14 protein-coding genes are annotated in these 19,554 nt (G+C 70.5%); 7 read left to right on the forward strand and 7 right to left on the reverse strand.

What is annotated here, in order from left to right:
- Nucleotides 1–248 precede the first annotated feature (248 nt).
- Nucleotides 249–683, forward strand: a complete 435-nt coding sequence (locus ABT078_RS37405; protein ID WP_351235977.1) for a hypothetical protein — start codon at nucleotides 249–251, stop codon at nucleotides 681–683.
- Nucleotides 684–1,406: 723 nt separating this feature from the next.
- Here the strand turns inward: ABT078_RS37405 and ABT078_RS37410 are convergent.
- Together ABT078_RS37410 and ABT078_RS37415 are read right to left on the reverse strand one after the other, a co-directional pair.
- Nucleotides 1,407–2,420 carry a hypothetical protein gene (locus ABT078_RS37410; protein WP_351235979.1) on the reverse strand — a complete coding sequence of 338 codons (1,014 nt, stop codon included), beginning with the start codon at nucleotides 2,418–2,420 and terminating at the stop codon, nucleotides 1,407–1,409.
- Between the two features lie 1,063 nt (nucleotides 2,421–3,483).
- Nucleotides 3,484–4,197, reverse strand: a complete 714-nt coding sequence (locus tag ABT078_RS37415; RefSeq protein ID WP_351235981.1) for an alpha/beta fold hydrolase — start codon at nucleotides 4,195–4,197, stop codon at nucleotides 3,484–3,486.
- Nucleotides 4,198–4,493: 296 nt separating this feature from the next.
- Between ABT078_RS37415 and ABT078_RS37420 the strand changes: the two genes are divergently transcribed.
- Nucleotides 4,494–4,949 (forward strand): winged helix-turn-helix transcriptional regulator, encoded by a 456-nt coding sequence (locus ABT078_RS37420; RefSeq protein WP_351235983.1) that lies wholly within the window; start codon nucleotides 4,494–4,496, stop codon nucleotides 4,947–4,949.
- A gap of 158 nt (nucleotides 4,950–5,107) precedes the next feature.
- On the opposite strand, the gene ABT078_RS37425 is transcribed toward ABT078_RS37420, so the two are convergent.
- Nucleotides 5,108–5,599 (reverse strand): winged helix-turn-helix transcriptional regulator, encoded by a 492-nt coding sequence (locus ABT078_RS37425; protein ID WP_351235985.1) that lies wholly within the window; start codon nucleotides 5,597–5,599, stop codon nucleotides 5,108–5,110.
- A 108-nt stretch (nucleotides 5,600–5,707) separates the two neighbouring features.
- Between ABT078_RS37425 and ABT078_RS37430 the strand changes: the two genes are divergently transcribed.
- The 3 genes from ABT078_RS37430 (at nucleotide 5,708) to ABT078_RS37440 (ending at nucleotide 10,010) form a co-directional block, all read left to right on the forward strand.
- Nucleotides 5,708–6,406 (forward strand): SDR family oxidoreductase, encoded by a 699-nt coding sequence (locus tag ABT078_RS37430; RefSeq protein WP_351235987.1) that lies wholly within the window; start codon nucleotides 5,708–5,710, stop codon nucleotides 6,404–6,406.
- A gap of 12 nt (nucleotides 6,407–6,418) precedes the next feature.
- Nucleotides 6,419–8,008: an MFS transporter gene (locus ABT078_RS37435; protein WP_351235989.1), complete on the forward strand. Its 1,590-nt coding sequence runs from the start codon at nucleotides 6,419–6,421 to the stop codon at nucleotides 8,006–8,008.
- Between the two features lie 1,009 nt (nucleotides 8,009–9,017).
- The gene (locus tag ABT078_RS37440) at nucleotides 9,018–10,010 is read left to right on the forward strand and encodes a lytic polysaccharide monooxygenase auxiliary activity family 9 protein (RefSeq protein WP_351235991.1); all 993 of its coding nucleotides are present in this window, start codon (nucleotides 9,018–9,020) and stop codon (nucleotides 10,008–10,010) included.
- A gap of 157 nt (nucleotides 10,011–10,167) precedes the next feature.
- Here the strand turns inward: ABT078_RS37440 and ABT078_RS37445 are convergent, their stop codons facing one another.
- The 3 genes from ABT078_RS37445 to ABT078_RS37455 form a co-directional block, all read right to left on the reverse strand.
- Entirely contained in the window at nucleotides 10,168–11,049 is an 882-nt protein-coding gene (locus ABT078_RS37445; RefSeq protein ID WP_351235993.1) for an esterase/lipase family protein, read from the reverse strand.
- A 184-nt stretch (nucleotides 11,050–11,233) separates the two neighbouring features.
- Entirely contained in the window at nucleotides 11,234–12,190 is a 957-nt protein-coding gene (locus ABT078_RS37450; protein WP_351236003.1) for a DNA polymerase Y family protein, read from the reverse strand.
- 83 nt (nucleotides 12,191–12,273) lie between these two features.
- Nucleotides 12,274–15,726, reverse strand: a complete 3,453-nt coding sequence (locus tag ABT078_RS37455; protein ID WP_351235995.1) for a DNA polymerase III subunit alpha — start codon at nucleotides 15,724–15,726, stop codon at nucleotides 12,274–12,276.
- A gap of 279 nt (nucleotides 15,727–16,005) precedes the next feature.
- On the opposite strand from ABT078_RS37455, the gene ABT078_RS37460 reads away from it, so the two are divergent.
- Nucleotides 16,006–17,133 (forward strand): AI-2E family transporter, encoded by a 1,128-nt coding sequence (locus ABT078_RS37460; RefSeq protein ID WP_502981502.1) that lies wholly within the window; start codon nucleotides 16,006–16,008, stop codon nucleotides 17,131–17,133.
- Between the two features lie 45 nt (nucleotides 17,134–17,178).
- On the opposite strand, the gene ABT078_RS37465 is transcribed toward ABT078_RS37460, so the two are convergent.
- A complete protein-coding gene (locus tag ABT078_RS37465) occupies nucleotides 17,179–18,264 on the reverse strand; it encodes a S1 family peptidase (RefSeq protein WP_351236007.1) in 1,086 nt (361 codons plus the stop codon).
- A gap of 359 nt (nucleotides 18,265–18,623) precedes the next feature.
- Here ABT078_RS37465 and ABT078_RS37470 point away from each other — a divergent pair, with 359 nt between their 5' ends.
- Complete coding sequence (locus ABT078_RS37470) at nucleotides 18,624–19,496, forward strand: alpha/beta fold hydrolase (RefSeq protein WP_351235997.1); 873 nt, start codon at nucleotides 18,624–18,626, stop codon at nucleotides 19,494–19,496.
- The last annotated feature ends 58 nt before the right edge of the window (nucleotides 19,497–19,554 follow it).

A 19,554-nucleotide genomic window follows, 5' to 3' on the forward strand; every position in this document is an offset into this window, starting at 1 on the left:
CGATGTCCAGCACCCGCCGCGCGTTGAACTCCTGCACGACACCAATGTGCGGATCCAGATCGCGGCAGGCGGAATCGAGCGGATCGTAGATTTCGGCCGGCCGCGGGTGTCCGGAGATCTCGCCAGTCCTGCTGCCGAAGGTATGCGGAGCACACGGAAGGGGTGCCCTCCCCAAAAGCGGGAGGGCACCCCGAGGACGGTCAGCGGTGGTCGTAGCGGTCGTGACCCCAGTGGTGACCGTGACCCCAGTGGTGACCGTGGTGCCGGTGGTGACCGTGGTGCCGGTGGCCCCAGTGGTGGCCGTGGCGCCGGCGGTCCCCGCGGTGGTGGCCCCAGCGGCCGTCGCGGTCGCCACGCCCGTAGTCGTCACGGTGGTCGCGACCGCGGTCGTTACCACGGTCGCGACCGCGGTCCTGACCACGGTCGTCACCACGGTCGCGACCGCGGTCGTTACCGCGTTCCTGACCACGGTCGTTGCCACGGTCGTGCGTGGCATGAGATGCCGCCGAAGGCGCAGAGGTGGCGGCGCTGGCGCCAGTGGCGCCGCCCAGCAGGACGGCGGCCGCGACGCCCAGCGCGGCGGCAAAACGGGAAACCCGCATTCCGTGCTCCTTTCATGGCAGGCGCCTGATGCGCCCGCCTGGGTCGGACTCGTCGATGCTTGCATCCGAAATGCACCGTGAAGTCCGAATCGCCGGTAAAGGCACCTCATGTAACGAAAAACCGTTTGGCTGGGAACCGGCGCCCGGCGTGTCGGCGTCACGCGCGCCCGCGTACTGCGGGCCCGTTCCCTCCGTCCACCAGGGTGAACTTGCACCACACGATCTCGCCGAGCTCACGCTCCCCCACCACCCACCCTCTTCGCGAGCGCCTCCACCAGCAGCCCCGCCCCGACTCACCCCGCAGCCCCGTCCGGCATACGCGGCTAGGCATCAGCGCCCGCCGACTATCCATGGGCAGGAAGCCGTCGAGTACGCAGAGGCAGCCCTGTGACCAGCAGCGACTCCACAGGTCCGAAGGGCCTTCGGAGCCGTGCGCTCCGGGGTGTCACCGATGGGGCCGCCATTACTTGGCAGGTGGACTGATGGGGAGCCGAACAAGGTGACATGAAGGACGGCTCCCCGTGCACGGTTACGGACGATGAAGCCTCGAACCGCATGGTCAGGCGCTCGCGCTCCGCGCCGTTCCTGAGGCTGCCCTTACCCCACCCGTAAACCGTCGCACTTGCCGCGCGCGTCAGATCCGCAGGTCAAAAGGGGTGTTGGTCCGACCAGAGAGCTTGCGGGGAGCCAATCGGGGAGCCACCGCGCACCGACGGCTCGCTAGTGCCCACCACGAACCCTGCCCACGCGCGGTCCGGATCAAAGTCAGGACCGCCCGCCATCGACGCGGACTTCTGGGTGTGATCAGCGGCGCAGTGATTCGATCAGTGCGCCGCGGGCTGCCGCTGTGCGGATCGCCCGGTAGTAGATCCGTCTGTAGCCCGAGTAGTGCCAAGGAAGGGCGTCGACGTACCCGTCCACCCGGCGGAACTGCTCCAGCGCTGCCCGGTGCCGGCCCTGCTTGTGCAGGCAGTACGCCAGTAGGTGGCGCACATCCGGCAGTCGAGGGTGATCGCCGGCCGCGTCCACGTCTTCCAGGGCGGCATCGATCATGGCGCGGACTTCCGGTGATCGGGGACCGGGCAGCACGGCGGACCTGGACATGTAGGCCTCGTACCAGGCGAACAGGGGCAACGCGGCCATGAGGCTGCCCTTGGGCGCGCCGGCGGAAGCCTGCTGCGCGAACGCGCGCGCCAGTTCGTTCGAGCCGCGCCACTTGGCACTCCAGTACTGCAACGCGTTGAAGTGGGCCTCGAAGTGATGCGGTGCCCGGGCGGTGACTTCGGCCCACAGCTCGCGCATCAGGTCGTGGGGATAGCCGAGGCCGAGCGCCGTCCAGATCTCGGCGCTGTACGGGGTCGGGTCGTACGGATTGAGGGAAGCTGCCACCGCTATCTCCTCGCGGGAGGCAATCAGTTGCCGATGGAAGGCTCTCATGCGCCAGGCGGGAGTCTGCTTGGCGTAGGCGGCACCGCGCTTCTTCCACGCGCAGTGGATCCGGGCGCGTGCTTTGACAAGTGCCACATCCGGATCGCCGGGGCGGGCTGCGTCCCAGGCCCGCAGCCAGCGGCCCCTCATCCACCCGGTGAGGGAGGCCAGATGATCGACGTAGAGGGCACGTCGTTCCCAGTCCTGTGCGGTCCCGGCTAGCAGCTCCGCAGCTGGTTTCCAGACGCCGACAGAGGCGGCAATGAGTGCGCGTCGCAGACCGGGATCGGGGCCGGCGAGCTTCCCCCTCTGAAGCCGCAGGGGCAGGAGCAGGAACCAGATCAAAGCACCGCCCATGAGCAGGCCAACGGCGATGTAATCACTTGCCACGTCGAGATTCCCGTTCCGGTGTGTAAGGGGTATGGGGCGCGTTCCACCAGGAACTGGCCGGACTTTCGGCGTGGGGGAGCCGTGCATAGCGAGTGAGGAGTATGCCCGAGTGCTGATCAGTGCGGCAATAGCGGGGTGGAAGGCGGAACGTACCGCGACAGGCCAAGGCCACAGCTGACGCCCGGGGCGCGGGCAGATCCTCCGAGCTCGCAATCAGGAGGATGCCCGCAACGTAGGGTCGCTTGCCGCCGCTGAACTCTGCAGACTTCCTGCCGCCTGCGGCTGGCCCCCCGCGTAGTCGAACCGCGGCATAGGTGCTTCGACTCTGCGCCCTGGGGACAGCTGTGGGCCAAACGAGACGACACGAGTCGGCTCCCCTGGACGACCACGGACGACGATGCACCGAACCGCGTGGTCAGATGCGCGCTCCGCGCCCTGTTCCTGAGCCCCCTCTTACCGCTGCCGTAAGCGGCCCGACGGCCGACGCGCGTCAACACCCCAGCTCAGCACGGCGGTGGGCCTAGCGGAGAGCCTGCGGGGAGCCAAACAGGGAGCCAGCCGGACGACTTGGCGCCATGAAGTTGCATGGCATCAGACGCCGCCGCGACTACGCCAAGCATTCCGCTCGCCGCGTGGTAGCACGTCTCAGAGTTACGCGCCCCCGCTGCTCGATTCCCTCAACGGGGACGGCCCATCACGTCCGCGGCCACGACGGCCACGCACCCTCAGCCCAGCGCAACAGAACCTTTCCTACGTCATCAAGGCCCCGCACGGGGGGCTGGCCCCTTGGGCTCGGCCCCTCTGCGCCTTCGGCTCCAGGGGCCGGCCCCTGGAGCCGCAGCGAGCTACGGCCCTGAAGTAGAGACCTGGACACACGGTGCCCGCGGTCAGGGCGAGCCTCCGGCGGGGCGCTCAGGCTCCGCGATGGAGGGGGCGCCGTTCGCGAGTGCCGGCCGGTGAGTGGCGTGCACGGGGAGCTGGGGAGAGTGGTGGGCAAGCGAGCGCTCTGAACCGCACCCAGCAAGGAGGGCCGCCTACTACGCCGCGTAGCCGTCCAGGCGGATCAGCGCAGGAAGGCGAGGACCTCGTTGCCGAAGTCCTCGATGTGCTGGAAGAGGAAGCCGTGACCGGCGTCGCTGTACAGCACCACCTTGGCGTTCGGCAGCCGCTGGGACATTGCGTAGCTCTGGTACGCGTGGATCATCACATCGTGTGCGCCGTTGGCGACGAGGACCGGAAGGGCGAGCTCCTCCAGGCGGGCCCAGGCCGAGTCCTCGCCGGTGCCCCAGGCAGCGTTGGCGGCGGCCTGTGCCACTACGCTCTCTCCCCGCACCGCGGCCTGGGAGGAGGCCAGCCGGTAGTCAAGGCGCCGCAGCGAGGCGAGGCCGGCCTCGCGGGCGGCGGGCGTGTCGGGGAAGAACAGGAAGAGGAAGTCCTCGTCGTCGTTGACCGGCTTGCTGGCCACCGCGCGGGCCTTGGGAGCCATGAGCGGCGAGTCGGGCACCGCGCCGGGACCGCTGCCAGCCACGATGAGGCGGCGCACCAGATCAGGGCGCTTGAGCGTGACCGCCTGGGCGACGAAGCCACCCATCGACCAGCCGAGCAGGTCGATCTGCGGCAGTTCCAGGGCCTCGATGAACTCGATGGCGCCCTCGGCCGCCCCGCCGATACGGTCGGGAGTGCGGCCGGAGGAGAGATTGACGCCCGCGTTGTCGAAGACGATCACCTCGCGCTCCCGGGCCAGCTCATCCAGGAACGCTGGGTCCCAGTGGTCCATGGTCCCGCGGAACCGGCTGGCGAGAACCAGAGGCACACCCCCAGAGGCGCCGAACCGGCGATACGCGAACCGCGTCGAGGGCCCGTCCACATACTGGTGGGTCGCTGAATCGGAAATGTAGGTCGACAAGGTGTCTCCATTGCTTGACCGGTGTCTGGCGCGCGCTGATGCGTACCGCGCTCGGGGATGACAGCCGGGGCTACCAAGTCCAGAAAGTCTCTTGAAGAGACTTGCAAGTTCTTTCACGAGACTAACACGTGGGTATCTTCATAAGACTCACGCGGTAGCCTGGGGGCATGCTGGTTCGGGACTATGACTCGCAGATCTGCTCGATCGCCCGCTCGCTGGAAGTCGTGGGCGAGCGCTGGTCGCTGCTGATCCTGCGCAGCGTGATGGCGGGGCGACGCCGGTTCGACGAACTCCAGGACGAGCTCGACATCGCCCGCAGCGTACTGACCGCCCGCCTGCGCCGGCTCGAGGAACACGGCGTCCTGGAACGCCGCCTCTACCAGGAGCGGCCGGACCGCTACGAATACATCCCCACCGACAAGGGCCTCGATCTGTGGCCCGTGCTGAACCACCTGCTGCAGTGGGGGGACCGGTACTACCCCGACCCGGACGGGCCGCCCGTGACGGTCACGCACGACGCCTGTGGCGGCCAACCTGACCGGCACCAGATGTGTGACCGATGCGGCGCCGCGCTCGGCCCGCAGAACACCACCGGCTTTGGCCGGGTGCGCCCGGCCAGTTGATGCCCGGTACCGTGCGCGGGGCGTGTGTGTCGGTGTCGCGTGCCGGGCGGCGATGGCGAGGGCGGCCCCTCCTGCTGGATCAATGCCTCGCCGGCATGGTCGGCCGCCCATCGTGCTCGGTGGAATCGTCCTGCCCGGTGTTTCAGCTGCCGCTGGGTTCAGGGGCTGTCCGGGCCGACGCGAATGAGACCCGGGCCGGCGTCGACGAACGAGTCCCCGAGTTGCACGTCGTGGCCGTCGTCACAGCGGAGTACCGCGTGCACCGCACTACCGCATTCCTTGTGGCGTAGGACCACGGGGGGCCCCTGTTCGTCCGTGGCCCAGGTGTCGCCCCACTGCCGCAGCGCCACGAGGACGGGCAGGAAGTCCCGGCCCTTCTGGGTCAGTTGATAGGCGTACCGGGTCCGCTGGCCGGGCTCCTGGTAGGGGACGCGCTCCAAGAGTCCGGCGGCGGTCAGTTCCTTCAGGCGCGCCGAGGCGGCGGGTTCGCCGATGCCCACGCGCTTGGCGAAGTCGTCGAACCGGCGCGTGCCGAAGAACGCCTCGCGCATGATCAGCAGCGCTGTCCTGGTGCCAACGATCTCCAGAGTCCTGGCGATGGTGCAGTTGGTCATGGACCAGGCGTCCCGTTCCGTCAGCAGATCCTTCATCTCTCAATCCTCCACCTGACTTGCCTTATGCATAGCCAGACTATAGCGTCATGGCTAACTTCTGTAGTCATAAGTCAGCTGGGGTGTGCGCATCCCGAGGGAGGAATCATGGACATCAGCACAGCAACCGTCCTGGTCACCGGGGCCAACCGCGGGCTCGGCAGGGCACTCGCTCAGGAACTGGTCGCGCGCGGCGCCACGGTGTACGGGGCGGCCCGCCGACCGGACCAAATCGATCTACCCGGCGTGAAAGCGATCCGGATCGACGTCACCGACCCCGCCTCCGTCGCCGCGGCTGCCGAGGAGGCCCGTGACATCACCGTGCTGATCAATAATGCGGGCAGTTCCACGGGCGCCGATCTGCTGACCGGCAGTTGGGACGCCGTCCGCCTGGAGATGGAGACCCACTACCTGGGCACCCTGGGCACGATCCGGGCTTTCGCCCCGGTGATCGAGTCGCAGGGCGGAGGCGTCATCCTCAACGTCCTTTCCGCGCTGTCGTGGATCAGTTTTCCCACCGTCGGCGCCTACTCCGCCGCCAAGGCCGCGCAGTGGAGCCTGACCAACGCGATTCGTCAGCAGCTTGGACCCCGGGGCATCTCCGTGTCCGGACTCCATGTCGGCTACATGGACACCGACATGGCCCGCCATGTCACCGGGCCCAAGAGCGACCCGGCGGACGTCGCCCGCGCGGCCGTTGACGGCATCGCCTCCGGCGCTGCCGAGATCGTCGTCGACGACCTCAGCCGCCAGGTACAGGCCGACCTCTCCGGTGGCGTCGCCGCCCTCTACCCGCAGCTCGGCTGAGACGAGGACACCATGGCTTCCACCCCTTCCCCCGCCCCGGGCCGACTCAAGCCGGCCGACGAGCAACCCGGCAACCGGCTCTCCTCACACCAGCCCTCCCGCTTCGCCGCTGCCGTCACGCTCGTCGCGATGTGCCTGGGCTGCATGACGACCTTTCTGCTGATCACCGCATCGGTGTCGGCGCTGTCGGCCATCCAGGACGACCTGCACGTCTCCCCAACCGGCCTCGTCTGGATCCCCTCCGCGTACACCCTGCTCGTGGCCAGCCTGGTGATGTCCGCGGGCACCGTCGGCAACCTCTACGGCCGCAAGCGCACTTTCCTCGCCGGCACCGCAATCATGATCATTGGGTCGCTCACCGTCTACGCCGCGAGTTCAGCAGGAGGCGTCATCGCCGGCCAGCTCGTCTCCGGCCTCGGCGGCGCTCTCATCCTGCCCAACAGCCTGGCCATCCTGGGAGCCACTTTCCCCGACCCCCACCGGCGCACCGAAGTCGTCACCGCCTGGGCAGCCTCCTCCGGCATCGGGCTGGCCCTGGGCCCCCTGGTCGCGGGCACATTGCTGGACCACTTCCACTGGAACACGGTCTTCCTGTCGACCGCTGTCCTTGCCGTGGTCACCATGGCCGTGGCCCTCTTCGTCGCCGAATCGCGCGGCCCGGGCGGCAAGCTCGACATCCCCGGCCAGCTCCTTGCCGTCCTGGGCATCGCCGCCCTCGTCTACGCCCTCATCGAAGGCGGACACGACGGCTACACCAGCCCCCGGATGCTCATCACCTGGTTCATCGCGGCCGCGGCCCTGACCGGTTTCGTTCTTGTCGAGCGCGTCGGCCGCACACCCATGCTGGACGTCACCCTGTTCCGGTCGGCGTCGTTCAGCGCTGTCATGTTCGTCGCGGCCGTTTCCCTGTTCGGCTTCACCGGCGTGGCCATCCTGTCGGTGCTCTTCTACGAGCGCGTCCAGCATCTGTCCGCCCTGGACGTGGGGTGGCGGCTGCTGGCCTTCTTCGGCGTCTACGTCATCGTCGCCTATGCGACCGGACGCGTGATCCGCCGCACCGGCTTCAAGCTCCCGCTGACCCTGGGCTTCCTCATCGGAGCCGCCGCCACGGCCGGATTCACCACGCTGGAGCCGACCACCCCCTATGCCCGGGTGTGGTGGCTGTACGTGCTCTTCGGAGCCGCATGCGGGATGGTAGCCGCGCCGAGCACCGCCGCCGCCCTGGTCAGCGTCTCCCATGAACGCGCCGGCATGGCCTCCGGAGCCGTCAACGCCTTCCGCCAGATCGGATCCGTCACCGGCTCCTCCCTCCTCGGCGCACTCCTCGCCAGCCGGCTTCAGTCCCAACTGCCGACCCAGCTCGCCGCTCACCACGTGCCCCGAGCAGCCTGGCCCGCCGTCGAGCACGCCGTCTCCACCGGCAGCGGCGGCCACCGAGCGGCCCCGCCGAACGTGACCGCTGCGGTCGGCGACGCCTTCACCTCCGGCGTCCACGCCGGCATGACCGTCATTGCCGCCGTATTCCTGTGCGCGGCCCTCGCCTCAGCGCTTCTGGTGCACAACCGACCGCACCACACCACCGTCACGACGACTGACGCGTAGCTTCCAGGAGCGGCGCCGAGAACCGTGGATTCGCCTGCGCAGCGATGCCGACGGGGCCGGGGCCTGCAGTGAAGGGCCACACCAGTCGCAGAATCAGCCGGCAGCACGCTGGTGCCGGCCCGGGGGACCGGCCGACCACGCCATCGGCCGGTCCCGCCTGCTGTTCAGCAGGCGGGTACAGCATCCACAGCAACCGCCCCCACCCCGTGGAGCCGAAACGCGACCTATATGACCGCCTCCGACCGATCTCTGTAGAGCTACGGATCAGAAGGTCGCTGACACGGTGGTCGGCCGGCGCAGTCCCCAGTGGCCGCGCCGAGCCGCGGCTGGCGCGACACAGCTCCGACACAGTAGGTGTGCCCGGAGTACTGCGGGTTGGCTCTCGCGCAGGTCAGACGGGGTGTAGACCTCGATCGACGCAATCACTCCGGAACCGTTGCTCTATTCAGGGCCCTGAGAGCGAGCCACTTGGGGAGCTACCGGAGGCGACGCCAGGCGGCCCCCATGGACCGCGCCCAAGGTCGCACCCGTACCGCCCGGTCGGACGTGCGCTCTGCGCGCCGCTCCTGAGCCCCTCTTACCGCCGAGTGTGTCCGCCAGCACCCGGCAGGGCGACTCGCGGTTCCCTGTCACTACATCAGTTCGTCTGCATCTGGGCCACGGCATGGGATCAGCGGGGAGCCAAACGGGGAGCCAAACGGGGAGCCAAACGAGGCGACATGCGGTGGCTCCCCGTGGACGACCACGGACGATCCCACGCCGAACCGCGTGGTCAGGCGCACGCGCTCCGCGCCGTTCCTGAGCCTGCTCTTACCCCACCCTTAAAGCGACCATAAGGATCGCCTCCACCCGCTCCCAACAGCGGATTTCGCCCTTCCGAGCGGCTAGCTTGCTGATCGCCGGGGCGGGGTCCCAAGCGTCGGTGCCGTCGATCGGGGGGCCGCACCGCCGTCGTGGGACCCGCCCGCCGTTCCCCCATATGCCGCTGTTGTTGAAGGAGATCGTCACCATGACCGCTCGCCGTAGGGCCGCCGTCGTCGCCGCGTTCGGGGTTGCGCCGCTCGCGCTGACCGGGTTGGCCGCGTCGCCGGCCGTTGCGCATGGATCGATGACGGATCCGGTGAGCCGGGTGTCCGCCTGTTACGCCGAAGGACCGGAGAGCCCCGACTCGGCGGCGTGCAAGGCGGCGGTCGCCGCGAGTGGGACGCAGGCGTTCTACGACTGGAACGAGGTCAACATCGGTGACGCCGCGGGCCGCCACAAGGAACTGATCCCGGACGGGAAACTGTGCAGCGCGGGGCGGGACAAGTACAAGGGGCTGGATCTGCCGCGGGCCGACTGGCCGGCGTCGAAGCTCGCAGCGGGCAGTCACACGTTCCACTACAAGGGAACGGCCCCGCACAAGGGTTCGTTCGAGCTGTACATCACGAAGGACGGTTACGACCCGTCGAAGCCGCTGAAGTGGTCGGACCTGGCGGCGCAGCCGTTCGCGAAGGTCACCGACCCGAAGCTGGTGAACGGGGAGTACATATTCGACGGCAACGTGCCGGCCAGGTCCGGGCGGCACCTGGTCTACTCGATCTGGCAGCGGTCCGACTCCCCCGAGGCGTTCTACACCTGCTCGGACGTCGTCTTCGGCCAGGACAACGGCGGCTCCGCGCCGGACGGTGGCACCGCGCCCGCGCCGACCGCCTCCGCGCCGAGCGACGAGCAGATCGAGGCCGGCTCCGACGAGTCCACGGTGGACCACGGCGGCCACGGCGGTGACGGCTCGGAGGAGCACTCCGAGCAGCCGTCCACGGCCACGCCCGCTCAGGAGGCGGAGGGCGAGCCGTCGGAGGCCCCGGCTTCCAACGCCCCCGAGGCCAACGGTGCCGGTGAGAACCTCGCCGAGACCGGCGGCGACAGCAGCACCCCGTACCTCGCCGTCGGCGGTGCCGCGGTGCTCGCACTCGGTGCGGCCGTGATGTTCGGTACCGTCCGCCGCAAGGCGTCCCGCTGATCGGCGAACAGCTGATCCACGAAGAGCTGATCCGCGCACGTCCTGGCCGCGCACAGCCGGGCCTCGCACAACCGGGCCACGCGCAGCCGGTCCGCGAGAAGTCGTACTGACGAGGAGGGGTGCCGTCCGACGGGCGGCACCCCTCCTCGTTCCGTGCCTACTCGAAGACCGACGCGCAGGTCGTCGGGGTGGCGTGCGCCGGGTCGAGCGCATTGACCACCTCGTGGTAGGCGATCCGGTCCCACAGACCGATCGCCACGTGCTCCGAGAAGTCAAGGGCGCACAGATCCTGAAGGGTCACGTTCCGGACGCCCGGCCCGTCGAGGAACGCCGAGCGGTACGGGGTGACGACCTCGTCGTACTTGGTGGCGATGACGGTGTACCGCACGCCCGGAACCGTGTCGCCGCCCGCGTTGAGCCTGGTGAGGAACGCGGAGCCCGCGATCTGGTCGGCGAGGCCGGGGGTCGAGGACTTCAGCAGGTCTGCGGCGCCCGGGAAGTACGGGAGCAGGCCGGCGAGCCCGTTGAGCGTGGTGCCGTGGTTGTCGGGCGCGAGGCCGACGAGGGCGTTCACCTTGTCCGCGCCGCCCAGGAACTTCAGGTAGTGGCGCGGCATCATGCCGCCCTGCGAGTGTCCGACCAGGTCGGCCTCGGCGGCGCCGGTCGCGGCGAGGACCCTGTCGACGTACGCGTCGAGCTGCTCGGCCGACTTGTCTATGGGGCCGAGGCCGTGGAAGAACGGGACGCCCGGCAGTTGGCCGTAGTCGAGCGAGAAGACGCAGTAGCCCCGGTGTACGAGGTACGGCGCGAGGGCGAGCCAGTTGTCGACGGAGTTCCCGAAGGTTCCGTGGACGAGGATCACGGGACGGGGGTGGGCGGCGGACGGCTTGCAGGAGTAGTTGTTCCAGCCACTCGTCGGGCCGGCGGCGGTGGTGGCCGCGGTGGCGGTGGCGGCGGGGGTGAGACCGATGGCGGCGGCCAGCAGCAGGGCGGCGAGCGGTCTGAGGGCACGCTTCCAGGGAAGTTTCCGGGGCAGCATCGGGCGATCTCCTTGCGGCTCAAGGGAATGGCGATGACTGGGGATGTGGGGATTCCCTGCGGCCCGGACCACAAGAGAGAGCTGTGCTCATGCCAACGTACGCACGAGTAACCAACCCTGGGAAGTTACGCGTCGGTAAAATGTGAGGGATGGTCAGAGGACCGCTGATATGAGGAAAGATCCGTCACGCGGCCAGTGAGCCCGGCATGACCGCCCGTGGACCGAACCTGGCACGGGCCAGGTCGGCGACCGCCTCGACCCGGCGGGCCTTCTCGTCGGCCGGGTCGAACGTGAGCTGATGCGCGGCGTGGTCGGCCGGGATCAGCCCCTCGGCGCGCAGGGCGAGGGCGCGGACACGGGCGCGCTGCAGGCCGAGGCCGTCGAGGAGGCGGTAGGCGGTGGCGGTGAGGGACGCCGAGTGGGCGGTCGGTTCGGGCAGGGCGCGGGACTTGGTGGTCGTGGTGCGGTCGGCGTAGCGCACGGTGAGGGTCAGGGTGCGGCAGACCTGGGCCTCGGCACGCATCCGGGCGCCGAGCTCCTCGCCGAGCGAGAGGAGGGCGCGGCGGTGCCGGGTGGGGTCCAGTTCGTCGCGGGGGAAGGTGCGTTCGGCGCCGACGGAGCGGGCGGCGGCGTTCGGGACGACCTGGGTGCGGTCGATGCCGTGGGCCTTCTCGTACACATCGCGCCCGGCGCGCGCGCCGAGGATCCGCTGGAGTACGGCGAGGGGCGCGGCGGCGACCCGGTCGACGGTGTCGAGCCCGTACCCGCAGAGGGCACGGGCGGTCGCGGGCCCGACCCCGTGCAGCGCGGCGACCGGACGGCCGGCGAGGAACTCCGCCGCACCGCCCACGACCAGGGTTGTGCCCGGTCCTGCCTCGCGGGCCGCCATCCTGGCCAGCAGCGGGTTCGGTCCGGCTCCGATGACGCAGTCGGCGCCGTACAGGGCGAGCGCCCGCACCCGTATCAGCGAGGCGAGGCCGGCGGCATCCCGTCCGAAGTAGCGCAGCGCGCCCCGCACATCGACGAGCGCCCCGTCCGGTGGTACCGCCTCGACCACGGGCGTGAACGCGCCGAGCAGCGCGAGCAGCCCCGCGTACGCGGCCCCGTCCGGCGGCCCCGCGCCATGCTTGCGGAAGCGCAGGTACAGGACGGACGCTTCCGGTGCGCCCGACTCGTCGGCCGCCCCGGGCGAGGCTGCCGTCCGCGAGTCCGTCCGTTCCCTCGTCATCCCGCGCTCCCCGGACTCTGGTGCCACAACTTCCTTACGGGCGCGGTCCCTTCACCTGCCGGGCGGAGGTCCGCCCAGGCGTTCATCTCGTAGCCGGTGGACATGCGGATGGTGCGGTCCGCAGGCGAGGCGGCAGGTTCGGCGGAATCCGTCGCGGCCAGCCGCTCGGCCACCGCGTCGAGACCGCCCGTACGCCGGACCTCGATCAGGTCCGCGAGGTTCCAGGCCGCCGAACCGACCACGCTGAGGCTGCGCGGGCCGCGGCGCTGGACCACTCCCCGCACCAGGAGCAGCCAGGAGTGGAAGACGGTGTGCGCGCACGCCTCGTGGCTGTCGTCGAAGAAGGCCAGGTCGACCAGCCCCGTACCGTCGTCCAGGGTGGTGAAGATGACCCGGCGGCCGGAGCGGATCGGCGGGGTCTGGGTGGCCGCCTTGGCGCCCGCGACCAGCACGGTCGTGCCGTGCTCGGCGTCGCGCAGCCGCCGCGCGGGGATCGCGCCGAGTTCGTCGAGGAAGGCGTGGTGGTCCGCCATCAGATGGCGGGACGCGTCCATGCCGAGGACGCCCAGCTCGGCGCTGAGCCGCTCGGCCTCGTTGAGGTCGGGCAGGCCGACGGACGCGGTGCTGCGGCCGCCCCCCAGGGGCAGTTGGGCGCCACGGCCGCCGTGGGAGGCCAGGCCCCGTTGCGTACGGTGGAGTTCGGCCAGGTGCAGCATCAGGTCGCGGCGGTTCGCGCCGAACTCGTCCAGCGCACCGACCTGCGCGAGCCGTTCGGCGACCGGCCGCCCCGGCCGCGCCCGCTCCCAGAAGTCCAGCAGGGACGCATACGGCTGCCCCTCCTCGATCCGCGCCGCCTCCGCCTCGCTGATGCCGTGGACATCGGAGAGCGCGAGTCGAATGCCCCACTTTCCATCAGACATCAGTTCGATTCGATAGGCGGCCGCCGACCGGTTCACATCCAGCGGCAGCACCGGCACTCCCCGCCGCCGTGCGTCCGCCAGCAGCAGCCGCTTCGGATACATCCCGGGGTCGTGCGTGAGCAGCCCCGCGTAGAAGGCCGCGGGATGGTGCGCCTTGAGCCACGCCGACTGGTACGTCGGCACGGCGAAGGCGACCGCGTGCGCCTTGCAGAAGCCGTACGAGCCGAATGCCTCGATGATCTCCCAGGCCCGCGCGATCACTTCGGCCGTGTATCCCTTCCGCTCCGCCTGCCGCGCGAACCACACCTTGATCCGCCCCTGCGACTCCGGGTCGGAGAGCCCGCGCCGCACCCGGTCGGCCTCGCCCCGGCCGCACCCGGTCATGATGTTCACCATCTCGATGATCTGCTCGTGGAAGACGACCACCCCGTACGTCTCCCCCAGCGGCCCCGCCAGATCCGGGTGCGGGAAGCGGACCGGTGCCCGCCCGTGCCGGGCCTCGATGAACGGCCGGACCATGTCGGCGGCGACCGGCCCCGGACGGAACAGCGAGATGTCGACGACCAGGTCGTGGAAGGTCGCGGGCTGCAGTCTGCCGACCAGATCGCGCTGGCCCGGCGACTCGATCTGGAAGCAGCCCAGTGTCTCGGCGCTGCGGATCAGCCCGTACGTCTCCGGGTCGCCCGGCGCCACCTGCTCCGGGTCGTCCAGGTCGATCCGCTCGCCGGTCGCCCGTTCGACCTCGGCGACGGCGTGGGCCATCGCGGACTGCATCCGCACACCCAGCACGTCGAGTTTGAGCAGCCCGAGGTCCTCGACGTCGTCCTTGTCGAACTGCGACATCGGGAAGCCCTCGCCGCTGGTCGGCATCACGGGGGTACGCCGCAGCAGCGAGACATCCGAGATGAGCACCCCGCACGGGTGCATGGCGACGCCGCGCGGCAGCGCGTCCAGGGCCTCGACCAGCTCCCACAGCCTGCGGTGGCCGCCCTTCTCCTTCGCCACCTCGCGCAGTTCGGGCAGCTCCGCCATCGCCGCGCGGGCGTCGCGGGCGCGGATGTGCGGGAACGCCTTGGCCAGCCGGTCGATCTCGGCCGGGTCCATGCTCAGCGCGGCACCCACGTCCCGGATGGCGTGCCGCACCCGGTAGGTCTCGGGCATGGCGACGGTGGCGACCCGCTCCTCGCCGAAGCGGTCGATGATCGCGCGGTAGACGTCCAGGCGGCGCGCGGACTCGACGTCGATGTCGATGTCGGGCAGCACGAACCGGCGCTTGGACAGGAAGCGCTCCATCAGCAGGCGCTGCTCGACCGGGTCGGCGTGGGCGATGCCGAGCAGATGGTTCACCAGTGATCCGGCGCCGGAGCCGCGTGCGGCGACCCGGATGCCCATCTTTTTGATGTCGTCGACGACCTGAGCAACCGTCAGGAAGTAAGAGGCGTTGCCGTGGAAGCCGATGATGTCCAGCTCGGAGTGCATCCGCTCCCAGTAGGCGCGGGCATCGGGCCTGCGGTCGTAGCCGTGCAGCACCATCCCGGCGGCGGCGCGGGAGGCGAGGACGCGCTGCGCGCTGCGCTGCCCGGCGCCGACGAGCTGCGGCTCGGGGAAGTAGACGGACCCCATGCCCAGATCGGCCTCGGGGTCGACGAGGCACTCGTCTGCGGTCTCCTCGGTCACGGTGAGCAGCCGGTGCGCGGCGTCGCGCCGCCATCCGGCCGCCTCGGCGATCCGCTCCGCCGCGCGGTACATCTCGTCCGCGTCCTTGAGCCAGCGCTCTCCGCTGTCCAGGCCCTTGGCCGGGTCGACCGGGACGAGCCGGCGGGCCGCGTCCAGGACGTCGGCGGCCGGGCCCTGGCCGGGGTCGGCGTACCGTACGGCGTTGCTCAGCACGGCCCGTACGCCCTGCTCGGCGGCGAAACCGGCGGTACGTGCGGCGAGCCGCAGCGAGCCGGGGCCCGTGCCCGCAAGGCCGTGGTACACCACTTCGAGGCGCAGGGCGTCGCCGTACCGCTCCCGCCAGGGGGCGAGCAGCCGGGCCGCACGGTCGGGGCGGCCTGCGGCCAGAGCTCCGCCGACCTCGGATGCGGGGCCGAGCAGCACGGTGAGCCCGTCCCGGGCCCCGGGAGCATCCAGCGCGCCCCACTCGACGACGGGCCGATCGGCTGCGGTGTGCGCGGCGGTGATCAGCCGGCAGAGCTCCGCCCAGCCGGCCGCGCCGTCGCGGGCGAGGAAGGTGACCCGGGGGGTCGACTCGTCGACGAAGGCTCCGCCGCGCACCGGTGTGCGCCGCCGCGCGGCGGTCGTGGGCGCCTGCTCCCGTACGGCGAGCTCGACACCGAACAGCGGACGCACCCCCTCCCTGGCGCAGGCCTTGGCGAACCGGACCGCGCCCGCGAGGGTGTCGCGGTCGGTCAGGGCCAGTGCGGCCATGCCCCGCTCGGCGGCGCGCTCGGCCAGCCGCTCCGGGTGCGAGGCTCCGTACCGTACGGAGAATCCGGACACGGTGTGCAGATGCGTGAACCCGGGCACCCGCACCTCCTGGATCAATCCGTTCTCACCTCCCCCTCGCCTCCACCATAGACCAAGTTTCGAACATCCGTGCGATAGCTGTACCCCTCATGTCCCGCCCGTCTCCCGATCCCACCCCACCTGCGCAAACGGTGTACTGGACGCTCCGTGCACGACACCCGCGCGCCACGGCGGACGGGCACAGGGGCCGGCGTCACAGCGGGCGGTCCCGGGTGCCATCGGAGGGAATGTCGATCGCGTCACGTTGGCCGCCGCTCCCCGGGTGGTACGAGTCGGGTCGTGCCGGGAGGTGGCGACGGGCAGCTGCCGGGGCGCACGGGCGGCGAGCCGCCGGTCGCGCCCGTCCTGCGCACGGCCGCCGCCTACTCCTGGCGCGTGCTGGTCGTGGGAGCCCTGGTGTACGCCGTCTTCTCGGCCCTCGGGCGCTTTCACGAGCTCGCCGTCGCCGTCTTCCTCGGGCTCGTCGTCACCGCGATGCTCCGGCCGGTGGCCGATCTGCTGGCCCGCAGGCTGCCTCGGCCGCTCGCCGTCACCGTCGCGCTGATCGGCAGCATCGTCGTCGTCCTCGGCATCCTGGCCCTCATCGGCGAGACGGTCGCCGCAGAGCGGGGCATGCTGCAGCGGGAGTTCGGCGACGGCATCGAGAGAATCGAACGCTGGCTGGAACAGCCGCCGTTCCGGTTGAACCCGGAGGCGCTCACGGACATCCAGTCCCGGATCGGCCGGTTCCTGTCCAGCCACCGCTCGACGGTCATCAGTACGGCCCTGAGCGGCGCGGGACGGCTGGTGGAGGTGCTGACGACGCTCGCGCTGGCGCTGTTCTGCTCGGTCTTCTTCCTGCACTCGGGCGACCGGCAGTGGGGCTGGTTCTGTGCCCAGCTTCCGGTGTCCGTGCGGGAGCGGGTGTCGGTGGCGGGCAGCACGGCGTGGAAGACGTTCACCGGATACACGCACGGCATCGTGCTCATCGCGGCGACCAACGCGATCCTCGTCGGCGTGGCCCTCTACCTGCTCGGCGTGCCGCTCGCGGTGCCCCTCGCCCTGCTGGAGTTCTTCGCCGCCTTCATTCCGCTGGTCGGCTCGCCCATCGCCCTCGCCGTGGCGGCCGTGGTGGCGCTGGCGACCGAGGGGCCGGTCATCGCGGCCGTCGTCGTCGCGCTGATCGTGATCATCGGCCAGATCGAGGGGCATCTGCTGCACCCGATCGTGATGAGCTGGGCTGTCCGGCTGCACCCGGTGGTCGTCGCGCTGTCGGTCGTCGGCGGGGCCGTCGCCGCCGGGGTGATCGGCGCTGTCGTGGCCGTACCGCTGGTCTCGGTCCTCTGGTCGGCCCAGCAGGCCCTGCGCGCCCTGCCCGGCAAGGGCCCGGCCACCCCTGACGGGCGCGCCGGGCCGCGGGCGAGCTGAGGGGTACGGGTACCCGCGACACCCCGTACCCCTCGGCCACAGGCGTCAGCCGATCTGCGCGCCGAAGACCTCCAGCGCCTCCGTCACCGGCTGGAAGAACGTCTCGCCGCCCGACGAGCAGTCGCCGCTGCCGCCCGAGGTCAGACCGATCGCGGAGTCGCCGGAGAAGAGCGAGCCGCCGCTGTCGCCGGGCTCGGCGCAGACGTTCGTCTGGATGAGGCCGTTGACGATCTGGCCGTTGCCGTAGTTCACGGTCGCGTCGAGGCCGGTGACCTCACCGTCGTGCACCTGGGTGGTGGAGCCGCTGCGGATCACCTGCATGCCCACCGTCGCCTCGGCCGCCTGCGTGATCTCCTGCGAGCCGCCGTCGTACAGGTTCACCGCGCTCGGGTGCTCGGTGTCGCCGTCGTACTTGACCAGCGCGAAGTCGTTCTCGGGGAACTGCGAGTCGACCATCGTGCCGATCGCGGGCCCGCCCGCGGACTCGGACCACTCGCTGCCGGCCTCGCCGCAGTGGCCGGCCGTGATGAAGTGCGGCTCGCCGTCCTTGACGACGTTGAAGCCGAGCGAGCAGCGCCCGCCCCCGCTGTGGATGGCGTCACCACCGGCGATGAACGGCTTGAACTCCCCCGCCGTCCTCTTCAGTTCCGCCTTCTCGCCGAGCCCCTTCACGACCTCCTGGAGCCTGGTCCAGGCCGCGCCCTCGACCGTACGGTCGGCCGTGACGACCACCTTGTTGGTCACGGGGTCGGTGGCCCAGGAGGTACCGGGGATGGTGGCGCGGTCGGTGAGGGTCTGCCGGGCGGACGTGAGTTCGGCCAGCGTGTTGCGGACGATTCTGGCCTTGCCGCCCGCCTCGCGCACGGACGTGGCGGCCTCCTCGTCCACGACGTTCACGACGAGGGCCTTGGCCTCGGCGTCGTAGTACGCGCCCGCCCCGTCGACGCCCAGCTCCTGGCCGAGCGTCGATGCGAGGTTTCCGGCCGCCGTCGCCGTCAGGGTCTTGACCGTGAACTGGGGGGTTTCCTCACTGGCGTTCGCAGTCTGGAAGGTGATTCCCGCGGCCACAAGAGCGACGACGGCGCCGCCTGCCGCCGTCGCACGCTTCTTGGATATGCGTCGGTGCTTCAACATCGCCTCCTGTGGGGGCCGCGCACGGCCAAGTGGGGTGGCCGTACACGGAGGATGGGGCGCCCACTATTCCGACACCGGCCAGTAGCACACAAGGTCGACTTCAGGACGCGCACACGACCGCACGAATGCGCCCTCGGTTCGTTCACAACCGCCGGTCACCACCGACGGTTTCGATTGCGAACACCCGTTGCGATCGGGTCGTGGGCGGCGTGTGAGGACTAGTCCTGTCCGGTTTTCGTCGCTACGGAGCACTCCGCTTTCCCCGCACCGATGGGTAATCATCTGAAGGGCGGGGAATGCCAGGACAGTATTGCTGTATACGGCACATGCGGACCGTACGGCTAAGGAGGCGGGGGTTGCGACGTCGGGTGCGCGCATCGGACGGGCGGCATCTGATGGTGGAGCGCATCGGTGATCCGCGCGGCAGACCTGTCTTCCTGCTCCACGGCACTCCGGGCAGCAGGCTCGGCCCTGCCCCGCGCGGCATGGTGCTCTACCAGCGCGGGATGCAGCTGATCGCTCACGACCGCCCCGGCTACGGCGGCTCCGACCGGCTGGAGGGCCGCAGTGTGGCCGATGTCGTCAAGGACGTACGGGCGATCGCCGATGCCCTGGGGCTCGACCGGTTCGCCGTCGTGGGCCGCTCCGGCGGCGCACCGCACGCCCTGGCCTGTGCCGCGCTGATGCCGGACCGGGTGACCAGGGCCGCCGCGCTCGTCACGCTGGCGCCACGGGACGCGGACGGTCTCGACTGGTTCGAGGGGATGGCCGCGTCCAACGTCCTCGAGTACACGAGGGCCACCGCCGACCCGGACGGGCTCACCGCCCGGTTCATCACACGCTCCGACGAGATCCGGCGGGACCCCATCAGGCTCCTCGACGATCTGCGCCGGGAGCTGACCGAGTCCGACCGGATGGTGGTCGCGGACGCCGGCGTGCGGGCGATGCTGCTGCGCAACTACCAGGAAGCGCTGCGCACTTCGGCGTACGGCTGGATCGACGACGCGCTCGCCTTCTGCAGCCCCTGGGGCTTCGATCCGGCCGAGATCAAGCCGCCCGTACTCCTGTGGCACGGCGAGAAGGACGTGTTCTCACCGGTCGGCCACTCCCGTTGGCTCGCGGAGCGCATCCCGGGCGTGACGGCCGTACTGGAGCCGGCCGCCGCGCACTTCGACGCGCTGCATGCGCTGCCGCGGATCCTGACGTGGCTGCTGGAGCCGGATCACTGAGGCCCGGGCAGGGCGGCGCCGGTTCTCCTCCTGCCTTCGGCGGGGGGAGAACCGGCGC

The organism is Streptomyces sp. NPDC002133 (assembly GCF_040296405.1).
In the GTDB taxonomy this organism is placed as follows: Bacteria; Actinomycetota; Actinomycetes; order Streptomycetales; family Streptomycetaceae; genus Streptomyces.